The organism is Chitinimonas arctica, from assembly GCF_007431345.1.
In the GTDB taxonomy this organism is placed as follows: domain Bacteria; phylum Pseudomonadota; class Gammaproteobacteria; order Burkholderiales; family Chitinimonadaceae; genus Chitinimonas; species Chitinimonas arctica.
Genome location: NZ_CP041730.1, coordinates 4,894,972 through 4,910,703 on the forward strand (window position 1 = coordinate 4,894,972; position 15,732 = coordinate 4,910,703).

General features: G+C 58.8%; 15 protein-coding genes. 9 read left to right on the plus strand and 6 right to left on the minus strand.

Annotation, left to right across the window (positions count from 1 at the left end):
- The first annotated feature begins 22 nt into the window (after positions 1–22).
- The 5 genes from FNU76_RS22240 (at position 23) to flgL (ending at position 7,147) form a co-directional block, all read left to right on the plus strand.
- Positions 23–691, plus strand: a complete 669-nt coding sequence (locus tag FNU76_RS22240) for a flagellar basal body L-ring protein FlgH (protein WP_144280232.1) — start codon at positions 23–25, stop codon at positions 689–691.
- 4 nt (positions 692–695) lie between these two features.
- Positions 696–1,808, plus strand: coding sequence for a flagellar basal body P-ring protein FlgI (locus tag FNU76_RS22245; protein ID WP_144280233.1), 1,113 nt, complete (start codon positions 696–698; stop codon positions 1,806–1,808).
- 172 nt (positions 1,809–1,980) lie between these two features.
- Positions 1,981–2,865 carry a flagellar assembly peptidoglycan hydrolase FlgJ gene (gene flgJ, locus FNU76_RS22250; protein ID WP_144280234.1) on the plus strand — a complete coding sequence of 295 codons (885 nt, stop codon included), beginning with the start codon at positions 1,981–1,983 and terminating at the stop codon, positions 2,863–2,865.
- Positions 2,866–2,924: 59 nt separating this feature from the next.
- Entirely contained in the window at positions 2,925–5,465 is a 2,541-nt protein-coding gene (gene flgK, locus FNU76_RS22255; protein WP_144280235.1) for a flagellar hook-associated protein FlgK, read from the plus strand.
- 29 nt (positions 5,466–5,494) lie between these two features.
- Positions 5,495–7,147 carry a flagellar hook-associated protein FlgL gene (gene flgL, locus FNU76_RS22260; RefSeq protein WP_144280236.1) on the plus strand — a complete coding sequence of 551 codons (1,653 nt, stop codon included), beginning with the start codon at positions 5,495–5,497 and terminating at the stop codon, positions 7,145–7,147.
- 113 nt (positions 7,148–7,260) lie between these two features.
- On the opposite strand, the gene FNU76_RS22265 is transcribed toward flgL, so the two are convergent.
- The 3 genes from FNU76_RS22265 to FNU76_RS24215 all read right to left on the minus strand — a co-directional run bounded on the left by FNU76_RS22265 (position 7,261) and on the right by FNU76_RS24215 (position 10,798).
- A complete protein-coding gene (locus FNU76_RS22265) occupies positions 7,261–8,007 on the minus strand; it encodes a hypothetical protein (protein WP_144280237.1) in 747 nt (248 codons plus the stop codon).
- Positions 8,008–8,274: 267 nt separating this feature from the next.
- Positions 8,275–9,054 (minus strand): hypothetical protein, encoded by a 780-nt coding sequence (locus FNU76_RS22270; RefSeq protein ID WP_144280238.1) that lies wholly within the window; start codon positions 9,052–9,054, stop codon positions 8,275–8,277.
- Positions 9,055–9,229: 175 nt separating this feature from the next.
- Positions 9,230–10,798, minus strand: a complete 1,569-nt coding sequence (locus FNU76_RS24215; RefSeq protein WP_179958244.1) for a hypothetical protein — start codon at positions 10,796–10,798, stop codon at positions 9,230–9,232.
- Between the two features lie 345 nt (positions 10,799–11,143).
- Between FNU76_RS24215 and FNU76_RS22280 the strand changes: the two genes are divergently transcribed.
- Positions 11,144–12,007, plus strand: coding sequence for a DUF6402 family protein (locus FNU76_RS22280; RefSeq protein WP_144280239.1), 864 nt, complete (start codon positions 11,144–11,146; stop codon positions 12,005–12,007).
- 10 nt (positions 12,008–12,017) lie between these two features.
- Here FNU76_RS22280 and FNU76_RS22285 read toward each other — a convergent pair whose 3' ends face one another.
- On the minus strand, positions 12,018–12,659 hold the full coding sequence (locus FNU76_RS22285) for a TetR/AcrR family transcriptional regulator (protein WP_144280240.1): 642 nt from the start codon (positions 12,657–12,659) through the stop codon (positions 12,018–12,020).
- Positions 12,660–12,788: 129 nt separating this feature from the next.
- Between FNU76_RS22285 and FNU76_RS22290 the strand changes: the two genes are divergently transcribed.
- A complete protein-coding gene (locus FNU76_RS22290) occupies positions 12,789–13,817 on the plus strand; it encodes an MBL fold metallo-hydrolase (protein WP_144280241.1) in 1,029 nt (342 codons plus the stop codon).
- Here the strand turns inward: FNU76_RS22290 and FNU76_RS22295 are convergent.
- Entirely contained in the window at positions 13,814–14,047 is a 234-nt protein-coding gene (locus FNU76_RS22295; protein ID WP_179958245.1) for a hypothetical protein, read from the minus strand. The genes FNU76_RS22290 and FNU76_RS22295 overlap by 4 nt on opposite strands.
- A gap of 100 nt (positions 14,048–14,147) precedes the next feature.
- Between FNU76_RS22295 and FNU76_RS22300 the strand changes: the two genes are divergently transcribed.
- Positions 14,148–14,657, plus strand: coding sequence for a hypothetical protein (locus tag FNU76_RS22300; RefSeq protein WP_144280243.1), 510 nt, complete (start codon positions 14,148–14,150; stop codon positions 14,655–14,657).
- A gap of 13 nt (positions 14,658–14,670) precedes the next feature.
- Entirely contained in the window at positions 14,671–15,024 is a 354-nt protein-coding gene (locus FNU76_RS22305) for a hypothetical protein (RefSeq protein ID WP_144280244.1), read from the plus strand.
- A gap of 11 nt (positions 15,025–15,035) precedes the next feature.
- Here FNU76_RS22305 and FNU76_RS22310 read toward each other — a convergent pair whose 3' ends face one another.
- Entirely contained in the window at positions 15,036–15,455 is a 420-nt protein-coding gene (locus FNU76_RS22310) for a DUF695 domain-containing protein (protein ID WP_179958246.1), read from the minus strand.
- Between the last annotated feature and the right edge of the window lie 277 nt (positions 15,456–15,732).

The window sequence follows — 15,732 nt, forward strand, 5'->3', positions numbered from 1 at the left end:
CACCCCCGACAGGAGTCTCGCCATGAACCGCCACCTCTTAGTTGTCAGCCTGTTGGTTTTGCTGAGCGCTTGCGCAAGCGTGCCGCCCACCATCGTCAGCCAGCCGACCAGCGTCCGGCCCGTCGCCCAGGCGCCGGTACGGCCCAGCAATGGCAGCATCTACCAGCTCGCCAGTGCCCGCCCGCTCTTCGAGGACCGCCTGGCGCGGCATTTGGGCGACAACATCACCATACAGATCGAAGAGCAGATCAACGCGACCAGCAAATCCGGCAACAAGGCCGAGCGCAGCACCGACAATTCCACCAAGGTTTCCGCCACCGCCAACTCACCCCTGTTCAGCGGCGCGCTACGCGGGCTGAACCTGGGCGTCAGCTCCAGCAACAGCCACGACGGCACGGGCGAAACCAGCGCCAGCAACACCTTCAATGGCCAGATCACCGTGCAGGTGGTGGACGTGCTCGCCAACGGCAACCTGGTGGTGGCGGGCGAAAAACAGGTCAATATCCGGGGTGAAATCAGCTACTTGCGCGTTTCCGGCATCGTCAACCCGGCCGATATAAAAGCGGGCAATATGGTATCCTCCAACCGGATCGCTGAAGCCCGTATCGAAGAAATGGGCAGCGGTACCGTAGCCTCGGCCGACCGTGCCGGCTGGCTGCAACGATTCTTCTTCAGCTTCCTGCCATTCTGACCCGATGCCCCTAAATCGTACCTTTGTCCGCCTGATCGCCAGCCTTGCCCTGACCATCGCCTGCGGCACGGGGTATGCCCAGAAAATCAAGGAGCTGGCGAATGTGGGCGGGGTACGCCCCAATCAGCTGATCGGTTATGGCATCGTGGTAGGTCTGGACGGTAGCGGCGACCAGACCACCCAAACACCATTCACCGTGCAAAGCGTCATCAATATGCTGACGCAACTGGGTGTGCAGCTTCCCCCTGGTACCAATCTACAATTGAAGAATGTTGCCGCCGTCACCGTGACCGGCACGCTGCCGCCGTTTTCGCGTACCGGCCAGGCGATCGATATCACGGTCGCCTCCATCGGCAATGCCAAAAGCCTACGCGGCGGCATGCTGCTGATGAGCCCCTTGAAGGGCGCCGATGGCCAGGTCTACGCCGTTGCCCAGGGCAATGTGATTGTCGCGGGTGCCGGCGCGTCCGCCGGCGGCTCTTCCACCCAGGTCAACCAACTGGCGGTCGGCCGCATTCCCAATGGCGCGACGGTAGAGCGCGAAGTTCCGGGCGGCGTGGGCGATGGCGATTTCATCACGCTGGCCTTGCACGACGCCGATTTCAGCACGGCCAGCAAGATGGCGCAGGTCATCAATGCCGGCATGGGCGCCACCACGGCCCGGGCCCTGGATGCACGTACCATCCAGGTTCGTGCGCCGCAAGACCCGGATGCGCGGGTCAGCTTCCTGGCCAAACTGGAAAATCTCGTCATTATCCCGGCCGAAGCGATCGCCCGGGTCATCATCAATGCCCGCACCGGTTCGGTTGTAATGAACAAAGCGGTCACCCTGGAGCCCTGCGCCATTTCGCACGGCAACCTGACGGTGACCATCTCGGCCAGGAACGAGGTCAGCCAGCCCAAGCCGCTGTCGGGTGGCGAAACCAAACCGGTCCAAAACGCCGATATCGAAGTCAAGGCGGAAAAGGGCGGGGTGACTGCCGTGCCCAAGAGCGCCTCGCTCAACGAAGTGATCCGCGCGCTCAACCAGATTGGCGCGACCCCGCAGGATCTATTGGCCATTCTGCAGGCCATGAAATCGGCGGGCGCCCTGAAGGCGGATCTGGAAGTCATCTAGTTCCCCGGCCTTGCCCGGCACCCCTTGTCTCACCGGCGGATAATCTTGCCGCCTCCCTCGCCAGTCTCTGCCGCCTAGTCTTGGTTGACAATGTAAGTCGTTGAAAATAAACGATTTATTGTCTGGCACGTTCCCTGCTTTACTTGATTCAAACCTCTTTGAGTCAAGTGCCATGCAACTCTCCGCCACCACTGCCGATGCAAGCCTGAACGCCCGCCTGGCGATCGATTCCCAAGCCGTCGGCGATCTGCGTGCCAAGTTGGCTCGCGACCCCAAGGGTGCGGCCAAGGAAGTGGCCAGCCAGTTCGAAAAGATGTTTCTCGACATGGTGATGAAGTCCATGCGGGAAGCCACACCCAAGTTCGACGAGCTGGAAAGCAGTACCACCAGCATGTTCCGCGGTATGTACGACCAGCAGCTGTCGCAGACGCTCACCTCCGGCCGTGGCCTGGGCCTGGCCGATGTGATCGCCGCCCAGGTCGAGCGCTTGAGCAATCCCGATAATCTCCGTACGCCCTTGGCCCGCCCGCTACGCGACAGTTTTGCCTTGCGTTCGGCAACGCCTGCCGCTCAAACCGTGCCGGCCCCCTCGGCCGAAGGCTTTTTAGCCACGGTAGGACAGGCAGCAGTGGGCGCAGCCCAGACGCTGGGCCTTTCTCCCCATCTGATGCTGGCCCATGCCGCGCTGGAAACCGGCTGGGGCAAGAAGCCCATCACCGATAGCGCCGGCCACAACACCTTCAACCTCTTCGGCATCAAGGCCGGCAAGAGCTGGACGGGCAAGACCGCCGATATCACCACGACCGAATATGTAGATGGCGTCGCGCAGAAGCGGATCGAGAAGTTCCGTGCCTACGACAACTACAACGATGCCTTCGTCGACTACGCCCAACTCCTGAGCAAGCGCTACGGCGAGGCCACCCAGGCAGGCAGCGACGCCAAGGTATTTGCCAGCGAACTGCAGGAAGGTGGCTACGCGACCGATCCGGCCTACGCACGCAAATTGGCCCGCGTGGCCGAACACCCCGCCCTCAAGGCGTACCGGGCAACCGTCTGAATTAGACCAAACCAACAAAATGACTCGAATGTCGCCTTGCGCGGCGAAGGTGGAAAATCATGGGTAACGGCATCTACGGCATCGCGGTCTCTGGCTTGAAAGCGGCACAGATCGGCCTGACGGCGACCAGCCACAATATCGCGAACGCCAGTACGCCTGGCTACAACCGCCAGCAGATCACGCAGAGCGCGGTGGAACCGACGCCGACCGGCGGCGGTTTCCTGGGCCGGGGCGTGGGCGTGGATACCATTACCCGTGTCTATAACGAATTCGTGGCCAGGCAGGTGCAGACCGCGCAGGCACAGGACGGCTATCTCACCAATCTGCAATCGCACCTGGCCGACCTGGACAATCTGCTGGCCGATCCTTCCGCCGGCTTTTCGCCCTCGCTGCAGGATTTCTTCACCGGTGTGCAGACGGTGGCCAACAATCCGCAGAACGTACCCGCCCGCCAGTCGCTGATCGGGCTGGCCGAGTCGATGATCACCAAACTGAAGACGGTGAACGAGCGCATGGCGATCCTGCGCAAGGACGTCAATACCGAGATCACCGCCTCGGTGGGTAGCATCAATGCCATCACCAACCAGATCGCCAATCTGAACGACCAGATCATCCTGGCCGCCGGTACGGCGGGCGGCAACCCACCCAATGACCTGCTCGACAAGCGCGATCAGCTGGTGAAGGACCTGAATAAGTACGTCAAGTCCACCGTCATCAAGCAATCGGACGGCAGCTACAATATCTTTGTCGGTAACGGCCAGAACCTGGTGGTGGGCAATCAAGCCTTTACCCTGGGTGCGGTGCAGGCCAAGGACGATGCATCCCGTTTCGACGTGGCCTACCAGCAGTTCGGCAATACCGTGGTGATTCCGTCGGAGCTGATTACCGGTGGTTCGCTGGGCGGTGTCCTGGAGTTCCGCAAGGACGTACTGGATGTAACCCAGAACTCGCTCGGGCGGGTAGGGATTGCCTTGGCCCAGGTGGTGAATGACCAGCATCGGATGGGGCAGGACCTCAATGGCCAGTACGGCGGCAATTTCTTCCAGTTTCCGGTCGAGACCATCAATGTCCAGCCGCGCGTGGGGGCCAACCAGGTCACCCTGTCGGCCCAGCTTACCTCCGCCCAGCCGTTTATCGAGAGCGATTTCAATGTGGCGCTCGACAATACCGGCACCAACTACACCATCACCCGCTTGACCGATGGCCAGACCGCTTCGATCTCGCTGGCTTCCGGCCAGTTGACCAGTCCGACCGGTTTTGTCGCCTTTGGCGTGCGTTTCAAGCTGGAAACCAATCCCAATGTACTGCCGCCGACCGGTCCCAATCTGGTTGCCGGAGAAAATTTCGGTGTCAGCTTCCTGCCTGCCGCATCCAATGTGCTGGCCCACGCCGACAATACCGGCGACGCCGACTTGCAGGTTTCCATCGGCAGTTCGAACCAGCTGACCACCAGCGACTACGAATTGATCTATGACGGTCCCGACTACCGGGTGGTGCGCAAGGAAGACGGCGCAACCTTCAATATCAATGCGGCGGCCTGGGGCAATCCGCCCGTGCAGGTGGATGGCATGCTGTTCCGTATCAATAGCGGCACCATTCAGCCCGGTGATCGCTATACCGTGCAGCCAAGCCGAGACTTTGCCGACAATATGTCGGTGATGATCAAGGATACGGCCAAGATCGCGGCGGCGACGCCTATCCGCACTTCGTCCGATACCTTCAGCATCGTGACTTCGGCCAATGCCGCCAATACCGGCACCGGTGCGATTACCCGGGTTTCCGCTTCCATTGCGGCACAAGGGGGCTCGGCCGCCAAGCGCATCGAGATCGTCTTTACCGGTGCGGCCAGCTACGATATCCGCGATTCGGTCAGCGGCACGGTGCTGGTTGCCAATCAGACCTATATCCCCGGTTCGAACATCAACTACAACGGCTGGAACGTACAGGTGAGCGGTGCGCCCAATACCGGCGACCGCTTTGTGGTGGACCCGCGCAAGAATGCCGGCAGCGCCACCATCAGCTCCGGCACGGTCAGTACGGTACCCATCAATATCAATCTGAAGGTGCCGGTCGCCGTCCGCTTCAACAGTCCGGCCACTACCTACGATCTGGTGGACCCAGCCACCGGGACGGTGCTGACCAATCCATCCACCGGCCTGCCCATGAGCAACCAGGCTTATACCTCGGGCGCCAATATCACCTTCAACGGCTGGACCACCCAGGTCAGCGGCATTCCGGCCGGGGGCGATACCTTTGTCATCGAGTCCAATACCGGCGGCAAGGCCGATGCCCGCAATATGCTGGCGATCGGTTTGCTGCAGACCGCAAGCTCCATGGTAAACGGCACGACCAGTTTCCAGGGGGCCTACAGCAAGATGGTGGCGGACGTCGGCGTACGCAGCAACAAGGTCAATATCAACCAGGCCGCGCAGGCGCAGTTGCTGACGCAGGCCGAGACGAAGTTTTCGGAAAGCTCGGGCGTGAACCTGGATGAGGAAGCCTCGAACCTGCTGATATTCCAGCAGGCCTATCTGGCATCCAGCCGAGTGATTCAGATTGCCCAAAAGGCGTTTGAAGAAGTACTGAACATTGGCCGCTAAGCGGCGGAAGTATTGCGGGAGTAGTGATCATGCGTGTCGCGACCAGTACCATTTTCAACCTCGGCGTGTTCAATATGAACAACCGTTCGGTCGACCTTTTCAAGCTGCAGAATCAGCTGTCCACCGGCCGGTCCATTCTTACGCCTTCGGACGACCCGGTTGCTTCGGCCCGCGCGCTCGATCTGACCCAGGCGACCCGGCTCAATGGCCAGTACATCGATAACGTCAAGTATGCCAACGATACCCTGGCGCTGACCGAGAACAATTTGCAGCAGACCGTGGAAACGATTCAGGATATTCAGCAACTGGCGGTGCAGTCCGGCAATCCGGCGCTGACCAATAGCGAAAAACGCATCATCGAGGCGGATATCCGCGGCAAATATCAGTCCTTGCTGGGCTTGGCCAACACCACGGACGGCAATGGCATGTATCTGTTTTCAGGATTCAAGGGTGATACCAAGCCGTTCAACGAGAAGGCCTTCGGCGATGTCAGCTACGACGGCGACCAAGGTCAGCGCGCGGTGCAGATTTCGCCTTCCAGGCAGATTCCGGTGTCGAATTCCGGTGCGGATGTATTTGTGAAGATCAGGAACGGTAACGGCACCTTCGCGACATCGTTGGGTAAGCCGGATCTGCCGCGCACCATCAATGTGGGCGATAGCGGCCCCATCCAGTTTTCTCGCGATCCGGCCGGCGGCTTTGTACAGTCCGACTATCGCGTGGATTGGGATGCCGGTACCGGTAATTACACGATCACGCGCGCCAATGGGGGCGGGGCGGTGGTGTTCTCGCACGCAGCCTTGTTGGCCGGCGCCAACGCTTTCGGCATGCGGATCCAGGCCCAGGGTCTACCGCCCGGCACGGCGACCGCCAGCATCAGCTTCGATGCCACCCTCAGCAATAACCGGGGTACCTCGGTGGTGAGCCCCGGCGTCGTCACCGATCCGGTCAAATGGGCGGCCGCCAACAGCAATAATGAGCGCTATCGCGTGCAGTTCCATTCCGTGGTGAACCCGACCGACCCGACCACCAATCTGACCAAGTACGACATCATCGACAACGATACCGCCTCGGCCAATTACAATCGCTCGTTGATAGACGGCTACAACTACACCACCGATGTACCGGCAGGCGGCCGCACGGATACGGCCGGCAACCCCAATTCCTTCCCCCGTACCTATACCTCGGGCACCGATATTGTCTTCGGCCAGCAAATCGGCGAAGTTGCCGCGCTTTACCCGGGCTGGGATTTTGGCGGCAAGCTGAGCGTGGACGGTACGCCAAAGGATGGCGACAGCTTCAGTCTGGAGCCCAGCAAGGATCACGATCTTTTCAGCACGATCGGAGATTTTTCGGCGGCGCTGACCGGCTATGCCAATAACGAGGTGTCGGGCGCGATCTTCCAGAATCAGCTCAATACCACCTTATCGAACCTGGACAATGCCTTGAGCCGCATTCTGTCCGTACAGGCAGGATTGGGTTCGCGGCAGAAGGAAGGGGAGTCGGTGCAAAACACCAATGAAGATTTGAACGTGCAGTACAAATCGACCATCTCCAAGCTGACGGATCTGGATTACGCGCAGGCCATCAGTGACTTTACCCAGACGCAGACCTATCTGGACGCAGCTCGGAAGTCATTTTCATCGGTGCAGAATCTGTCGCTGTTCCAGTACATCAGCTAGGCAAGCGCCGAGCAAGCCACCCGGCCAGCGTCGGGTGGTGCCTGCCTGGCGAGGCTTTAACGCGCCATAACCCTTGGTCGGCTGGGCGCTGCTACCCTTTGCATCCGCCCTCGCTATTTTTCGATGCGCAGGAATTCCAACAGCCCTTTGCCCGGCACCTGCGAGCCAGGGCGCGCGACATCAAATGACGTCCTGACCACGCCGAACATGTAGGCATACCAGTAGGTGGACTTGCTGACTTGATTGGTAGCAAGATTGGTTCGAGTGATTTCGAATTTGCAGGTGTCCGGTTGGGTATCGTCCGGCAGCCTGATCGACTCGTTGCCCAGGTAGGTAACCTTGGTTTGCAAATCGAAGCTGCTGGCCTGGGAGGGGGGCGCGACGGATTTGCGTGTCACCTTGGTTTGCGTGCTGAGGGATTCACCGATCTTGCTTGGGTAGTGCTCGAGCATGGAGGGTTTGGGGCTGTAGCTGATATCCCATTTCTTATCTTTACCATTGAACTCCTCGTCGGCCATTTGCCAGTACTGTGAATCGTCTTGCCTATCCAGGAAGAAGCTCTTGGTAACGTTGCCATTGGGGTAGGTTTCGTTGTTTCCCGTTATGCGTACCGTGGCAATGTAATTATGAAAGAACTCAAGATTCCAGCGCGTGAATTGATCGGCCTGTTTCTCGCCATCGATCGTATAACGCATAACACGCTTGTCGCTGTCCGTCATGGAATAGAACATGCATTTGCTGCGGAGCTGATTATCGTCCGTGGCGGGCAAAGGCGTGTCGGCATGGGCAGTCACGCCGTATAGGGATAAACATGCGGTAATAAAGGTGCTGGCGGAAATCGCGGCTGGGTTGAATTTCATGTAAATCCTCTGGGAAGTTGAGCGGAATCAGGCCGGGATTAGGATATTTCGTAGTGGGCATACGGTAGACGTGGCTGTCAGGCGGTAGGCATTGCAGCGGGCGTGCAATACACTGCCTATCCAGTTGCGTCAACGCGCAGGTCTATTTGAAGCTAGTTGCCACATTAGAGCTTTTGGGTTTTTATAATTACTTTGGGGAGCTGGAAAGCGGCTGAATTTACTGGCTGCATCAAGCCACTTCCCTGTCTTGTAGAAAGGCTTGCCGCCTTATTTTTTTCCAGTCTTGCGGGCGGACGAAAGTTCCCGCATATCGTGCGTGAAGCTAATTTCAGTGATTGTTTCTTCGGACGGAAATACTTCCGAACGTATGCGGGACGCTACCAAGCCAAGTTTAGGCGCATACCAACTGATTTTATCTATTCGTGTATGTGGCCTGTTGGTGTATTCCAATATCCGGAATTTACAGGCGGTAATGGGGCCAATTTCCGGTAGGGTGAGTTGCTCTTCGCCCAAGTAAATTGTCTTGCTGGTAAGGTGGATATAGCTGACTTTGGGCGGGGAGTCGGTCATATCGGATTTGACCTGGTTGATGCCCGTGACGTAGGGCTGGTCAGGTTTTGTAGGGAACTTCTCGATGTAATAGGGGCGGTACAGAATTTCCTCATTCACGACACCCTTCGTGAAGTGCTCTTCCGCCAAATGCCAGAATTGGGCCTCATCGGTGGTGTTGAAGTAGTGCCTGGAAATGATTTGCGCGACCGGCGATTCATCGGACGGTGCGGATGTGATGGTAAGTGCCATCACCGGCCTGCCATTCGATTGCGTGAGTTCCCAACTCCAGATCTGTTCGGTGATGATATTGTTGACGGTTTGGCGCATAAGGAACTTGTCGCCATTGCTGGGTGTATAGATGCAGTTGTTTCGTACTGAATGCAGGGAAGGGGGCGGAAGTTGCGTATCGCTGCCGGGATATCCGCGAATTGGCGAAATGGCTAAACAGATCGCGATGCCCTTGCCGAGAAGGCGGGCGGATAGGGTGGTGTTCATGACATTCCTCCATCGAAAATAATCATTGACCATGATCATTGATGAATAGCCATGAAGAACGTGAGTGGGGTCGGCTGTCGGTTTTGAACTAGCGTTTTCGAAAATGAATCGAGACGCCGCCGTTCGAGGAAGGCGGCGCGATAAATGGGCCCGGTATGGCCGGGCCCATTCACCTTTAAGGTTTGACTACGTTGTTGAACTTGCCGCTGACCAGCTCCACCACCGAAGTCGTATTGATGCCGGCGACGGTCACTTCCGCCGAGGATTTCACCAGGCCTACGCCGGGCGCATGCCAGGCGAACATCTTCAGGTTGGGGAAATAGCTGCTGCCCAGGGTGGTATTGCTGAAGGACGCGTAATTGAGCATCAGCTCGAATTTACAGGTGTTGAAGGTGCCTGCCGGCACCGTGACCGACTCGCTGCTGCTGTACTTCATGCTCCCGGAAACCGTCGCCGATATCGTATCGCCACCAAGAATCACCGCCAGTTGGGCGGCCGTACTGCCGAAGAATTTGGTGGTGGCGGTGGTGGTAAAGGTAGCGGTACCGCCGACGGTCAGCGGATAGTCGTAGACAAAGGTGTTGGGGCTATAGCTTGTTTCCGCGATCTTGCTGTTATTGCTGACGTCGAAACTTTCCACCAGCAGGTATTTGTACTGCGTCGCACTGAGTATTTGCTGATAGGTCTTCGAACTGATTTTGCCATTGCTGTCGAGGGCGGTCTGGATAAGGACATCCTGGCCATTCAGGCTGCCGCTCGCCCACTGCTGTGAACCGGTGGAGATCGCGGTACCGGTTGTGGTGCGGAAGACGGCCGTATCGCCGCTGACAGGCGTGTAGGTGCAGTCGCTAGGCGTAGGAGTGGGGGTCGGTGTCGGTGTCGGTGTCGGTGTCGGTGTCGGTGTCGGTGTCGGTGTCGGTGTCGGTGTCGGTGTCGGTGTTGGCGTAGGTGTTGGCGTAGGTGTTGGCGTAGGTGTTGGCGTAGGCGTTGGCGTAGGTGTTGGCGTAGGCGTAGGCGTAGGCGTAGGCGTCGGGGTAGGTGTAGGAGTGGGGGTAGGCGTCTGGGTCGCCGGGAACAAAGCCGTCAGCGAACCGCCCTGTACCAGCGTGGCCATCAGCGAGCCGAAATTGACGTTGTTGGTTTTGAGGATTGTCCCAAGGTTGTCCAGTACTACATCCATGGGATTACCCGCCGAGCCGGCTTCCAATGTCCCGCTGAAGAAATTGCCCGCCGCAGCCATCGAGCCGAGATTGGGCAGGACCGCCAGGGCGGTGGTGACCGAGGTTTGCGCATTGCCCAGCGAGGTGGTCGTGATGTTTGCCGCCGTGGTGGCATTGAACTGGTTGAACAGCGCGGTGGGATCGCCATTGCTGAGCGTAGCCAAGGCCAGGTCGGTCAAGGTGGTGATATTGCTGATTCCTGCGCCCAGTGCGGCCGAATGCAGCGTTAGGGTATTGGCACTGCCTCTGACCTGGCCGCCATCCACGCGCAGGATGCATGGCGCGGTTTGTCCCGCCAGCGAAATGGTAAAGCGACCATCCGTGCCGGTCGTGGTATTGACGACCGTTCCGCCTGCGCACTTCAGCGACACCGTACCGCCCGACACCGCCGCGCCTACCGCCGCTACTCCGGAAATACTGGGGGCAGGTTGCGGATCGGTGTAGGAGTCGTCATTACAGCCGCTGAGCAAAAAGCCGGTGCCAAGGAAGATGCTTAAAGGGAGCACGCGCAAGGCGAAGTTCATCTCGATATTCTCCGATACGAGCAAGTAGGCAGCCGCAAATTCGTCAGCAAGCGGTAACCGGGCGACAGCTTTGTGGCCAGTGCGCTGCCCGTCCATTCGGACCGGTCAACCAGACCAAGTTAGACCATGCGATTTCCATGGGGCAATACCGCTTGGCGTACGGATCCAGGCTGAGTGGATAGACAAGATAGGCGTCCTCACGCCGTGGCATTAGTGCCAGGAATAAAGCACGCGCCAAGCCAGTCGGCATACACCAAACTCTGCATATAAATGCTAATATCATATATCTAGAGGGCCGCAAGCTTGCGGTGTGTGGTCCTGGGCTATCAATCCGAGAAGATCAGCATGGCGACAGCACGTTTGAGCAAGGAACTCGATCCGCGGAGGGCGATTTTGCCGCCGGCCAAACGTGTCTTTCGGCTCGACGATATTCCTGGCGTCATGGAGGACTGCCTATCCTGGCCGGTTGCCGCCAGCTTGCTGCGTCGCTGGTTCTCGCAGCCAGCGTGGACCATGTCGGCCGATCTGAAAACCGGCCGCGGCATGCCCACTCAGCTCGATGCCGCCCAGGTGGACGAGGATACGGTCAGGATGGACTGGCTCCTGCGGTACGAGCGTGTGCAACAGGCCTGCTCAGCCTTGCTCGCCGCCTGGCATACCCCGGTGGGCCTGAAGCGACTGCGCGAGCAGATCAGGGCGCAAGGTCCGCAACATGCCAAAGGTACTTGGCTATTCGGCGATCTATCGCTGTCCGCCCGGCAGTTGGACGCTACTTGCCAAGTCAATGCCAGGGCATTCGGCGGTATGTCGGACCCATTCGACGAGTGCTATGGCGCCATCGGCAGAGGCATGCTGCGATTGGCGGTATCCGGTGTGGTGCAAGCGCAGGGGAATCTGCTCAAGATCACCGTTTTTGAAGTCGGGGTATATCTACGCGATAGCTATGACTTCAGCGAAGACGGTTGTGATTGGTTAAGCCAGACGCTGGGCTGTTGGGGACATGACGGCCTGGAAAAACGTGACGCCCATCGGCGGAGAATCGAAATCGACGCGCAATGCGCCGGGGAAGAAGCGGAAGACCTTAAATACGAGGTGCATAACGAAGACTTCCGCCGTTATCGGCTGAAGCATGCGTTGGGCGGCGATTTCCTGGTATTTTCCGATGTCCATCGGGTCAGGTTGAGTCACCCGCAGACTTTCGTGCTGTAAGCGGCGGGATTTAGCTGACGCCCTGCAAGCGGCCCTCTCCTGCATCCTTACCGTAGTACGCCAGGAACATATCCACCGCGGAAGCGACAGCCGCCTCTTGCTGTTGTGCATCCAGGCGCGGCTGCCCCATGGTGAGCTGCGGCCAAAACGCGAATGATTTGAGCAGGCCCTGCAATTGATTGGCGGCAAAGGCCGGATCGAGCGGTTTCAAGCGACCATCCTGCAAAGCCGCGCGTATCCATGCCGCGATACCTTCCTCACGTTCCCGCAACTTGGCCACCAACTCCTGCGCCAAGGCAGGAGAACGGAGGGTTTCGGTGATTGCCACCCTGGCCAGGTCCAGGAAATGGGCGTCATCCAATAAGCGCATTTTCTGCCACATCAAATCCAGCAATTGTTCGCGCAAGGCACGGTCGGAGCGATAAGCCAGTTCGATCTGGGCGGCGCTGTGTTGCCACAACTGCAGCAGGATTTCCGCGAACAGCGTGTCCTTGCTTGGGAAGTGGTTATAGACAGTGCGCTTCGATACATCCGCACTGGCGGCGATCCTATCCATGCTGGTGGCTTCGAAACCTCGGGCGCGGAATTCGGCCATGGCGGCGACAAGGATGGCTTCGCGCTTACGGTCGGTCAGGCGTTGTATGGGGTGCATAAGAGGGAACTGTTTGGATATCCGACTATCTTACACTCAACAGTTTACTTTTGCGCGACTGGAAACTACACTGGTAAGTGTAATTTCTGTCGCGCCATCGCCCACCAGATCAGCGGAGTTTCCGTCACCATGCCCCATCAGTCGCTCAGCGCCGCCCGCGCTTCCAACTACGCCCACTCGCCGCAGTGGCATGGCGACAAGTTCCATAACACCGCGCCACGGGCGCAGCCGGGCTTCTTCAAGTTGCTGGCGATCAGCTGGCGCCTGCTGTTCGGCAAACCGGCCGCTTCCACGCCGGCCAAGCCGGTACCCGTTGAGGCTTTGACGCGGGCACAGTTGCTGGCGGCGCCGGACCAGACCTTGTTCCGGCTGGGCCATTCCACGGTACTGATGAAACTACGCGGCGAATTCTGGCTGACCGATCCGGTATTTTCCCGGCGGGCGTCGCCTTTGCAATGGTTGGGACCCAAGCGGTTTCACCAGCCTCCCATCGCCATCGAGGATTTGCCGCCGATCAAGGGGGTGATTCTTTCGCATGACCATTACGACCATTTGGATCGTGCCGCGGTCCTGCAATTACAAGATAAGGTCGAGCACTTCCTGACGCCGCTGGGCGTGGGCGACACCCTGCTCAAATGGGGCGTGCCGGCGGGCAAGATAAGGCAATTGGACTGGTGGGAATCGACCACCGTTGCGGGTGTGCGCTTTGTCGCGACGCCCTCGCAGCACTTCTCCGGCCGTGGACTGGCCGATGGCGACAGCACGCTGTGGGCATCCTGGTCCATTCTGCAGGATGGATTCCGGGTATTTTTCAGCGGTGATTCCGGCTATTTCGCCGGCTTCAAGGAAATCGGCGACAAGTATGGCCCCTTCGATCTCACGCTGATGGAGACCGGGGCGTACGACCAGGACTGGCCGGACATCCATATGCAACCTGAGCAAACCCTGCAGGCGCACCTGGACCTGCGCGGCAAGCAATTGATGCCCATCCACAATGGCACCTTCGACCTGGCTTTGCATGCCTGGCACGAGCCTTTCGACCGAATCGTGGCGCTGGCCGAAAGCCATGGCGTAAAGATCAGTACGCCCCGCATGGGAGAGGCGCTGGATATGGCCGTGCCGGCGCGCGGCGAGTCATGGTGGTTACAGGTGGACTAGGACATCGGTTCCCCGGCGCCGACCCATGCCGCCACGGTATCGACAAACTGATGCAGCCAGCCGTGCGCGGCAACCGGCTGCCACGCCAGGCAGGCTTCTTCGACGCAACGATAGGGGTAGTCGTCCACCTGTATGCGTACCAGGCCGGTTTCATTGCGAGACTTCTTGCGGTGTTGTCCTTGTCCTGTTTGGCGGGCAGGATTTGCCTGTTCAAGGCTTGGCACCAGCATAGAACTCGCAACAATGCTTTGGGTTTTCCTTGCTTTGTTTTATCGTTGATTGACGTATACGCCAGCAACGGTACGCAAAAACAATAGCTAGGAGGATGCAATGCGCGTATGGAATTGCCTTGCCCATCTGCCCACGATGGTCTGTTTGTCTCTGCTGCTGTTTCTTTCCGCCTGTGCCACGCAGCTGGCGCCACCCTATGATCGCTCGCTGGTGGAAGGCCTGACGACGGCGAACGTCGAGGTGATGACCCTGTTCGCGTCGGTATCCGGCGGCACCCGGGTAGAAGGCTTCGCCAATCGGGAGGCGAAATACAATGAGGTAGTGGGGAAATTCGATGCCTTGGTCCTGCAGGCGGGCGCTCGTCCCATGCCGCGCAACAAGGTCACTGCCGAGATCAACAAATTGCTACAGAGCAAGGGCACGCCACCCATTTCGGATGAAGATCTGCCCAGTACCACCGCCTTGAAAAAAGTATCCGAGGCGGTTGCGAAAATGCGCGATACCGATCGTAAGCAGGGCGTGACCGCCATGGAGGTGCAGGCATTCAAGGGCATGGCCAGCATCTACCTGGATCAGGCGCTTACTTATGAGAACTTCTTGCAGCGTTAGAAACGGACAAGATATGGCCATCGATCTCGATCAATTGGTTTCCGATATTACCGATGCGGCAAGCGCCGTCATCAATACCGATGTCAGTACCCTGCGCGGCTTTTCGGGTAGACAGGTTCAGGCCATCGCGCAGCAAAGCGTGATGGTGGCCGCCGGCATCGCCAGCGGACAAATCACCGCCGACACCCGCGATTACTTTCTCGACGGCCTGGAAGACATGGCCCTCAATTTTGCCAAGACCCTGCGCGGCTTATTGATGGTCACGGTGGAAAAGGTCTGGAACGCCGTAGTGGGCGTGATTTGGAATGCCATTTCGGTGGCTACGGGGCTGGCCTTGCCGCAACCCGTGCTGGAACAGGGCGCGTAAGCGGCAGGCGCTCAGGAAGGCGGCAGGAACTTCTTGTACACCGCCCAGCTGGCATCGACCTTGCTGGCGTGTTCGATGCGGTAGCCAGGATGGGCACGCTCCAGCTCAACCTGTACGCCGGCAAGGGTGGACTCGTCGCGCGAGTAGAAATAGTACTCGGCGATGCCGTAGGACATCACCCGTAATCCATATACCGCCCAGCCATCCGCATGCTGCTGGGCCAGATCGACCAGACTGCGTTGCACTTGCTCGAACGCAGCCTCTTCCTGGGCCGCGATCAAGGCATTGGCGGGAGGGGTTTCGGCGAACCAGATGGCGAACCAGTTCAGGCACGGCAGGGCCTCTGCCGGCGGATTCCCGGCGAAGCGGTCATCGATCAAGACATGGGTAATGCGATCGGCATGTTGACGTATTGAGGTTAACCAGGCCATGGGTATCGTGATGCGCACAGTATAGGGATGAGCCGCCGTCATGCTAAGCCGGCGGCCGGGGGGCGCGATTGTCTCCCTTCGCGCCGCTTGCGTCCACTGCCCGGCGGTCAAATTACCAATCGCGCCGCTGCATGCGGCATTGCGCCAGCCATTACCCCGTTTGGGGGATGCGGAAGCATCTTTTTCAGCGCACGCTGCCGCTAGGTTTGCTGGTGAGCTGAATTATGGCATTGTATTTTCAGGATATTTCCATTGTTTCGCCATGATTTCCACGAAG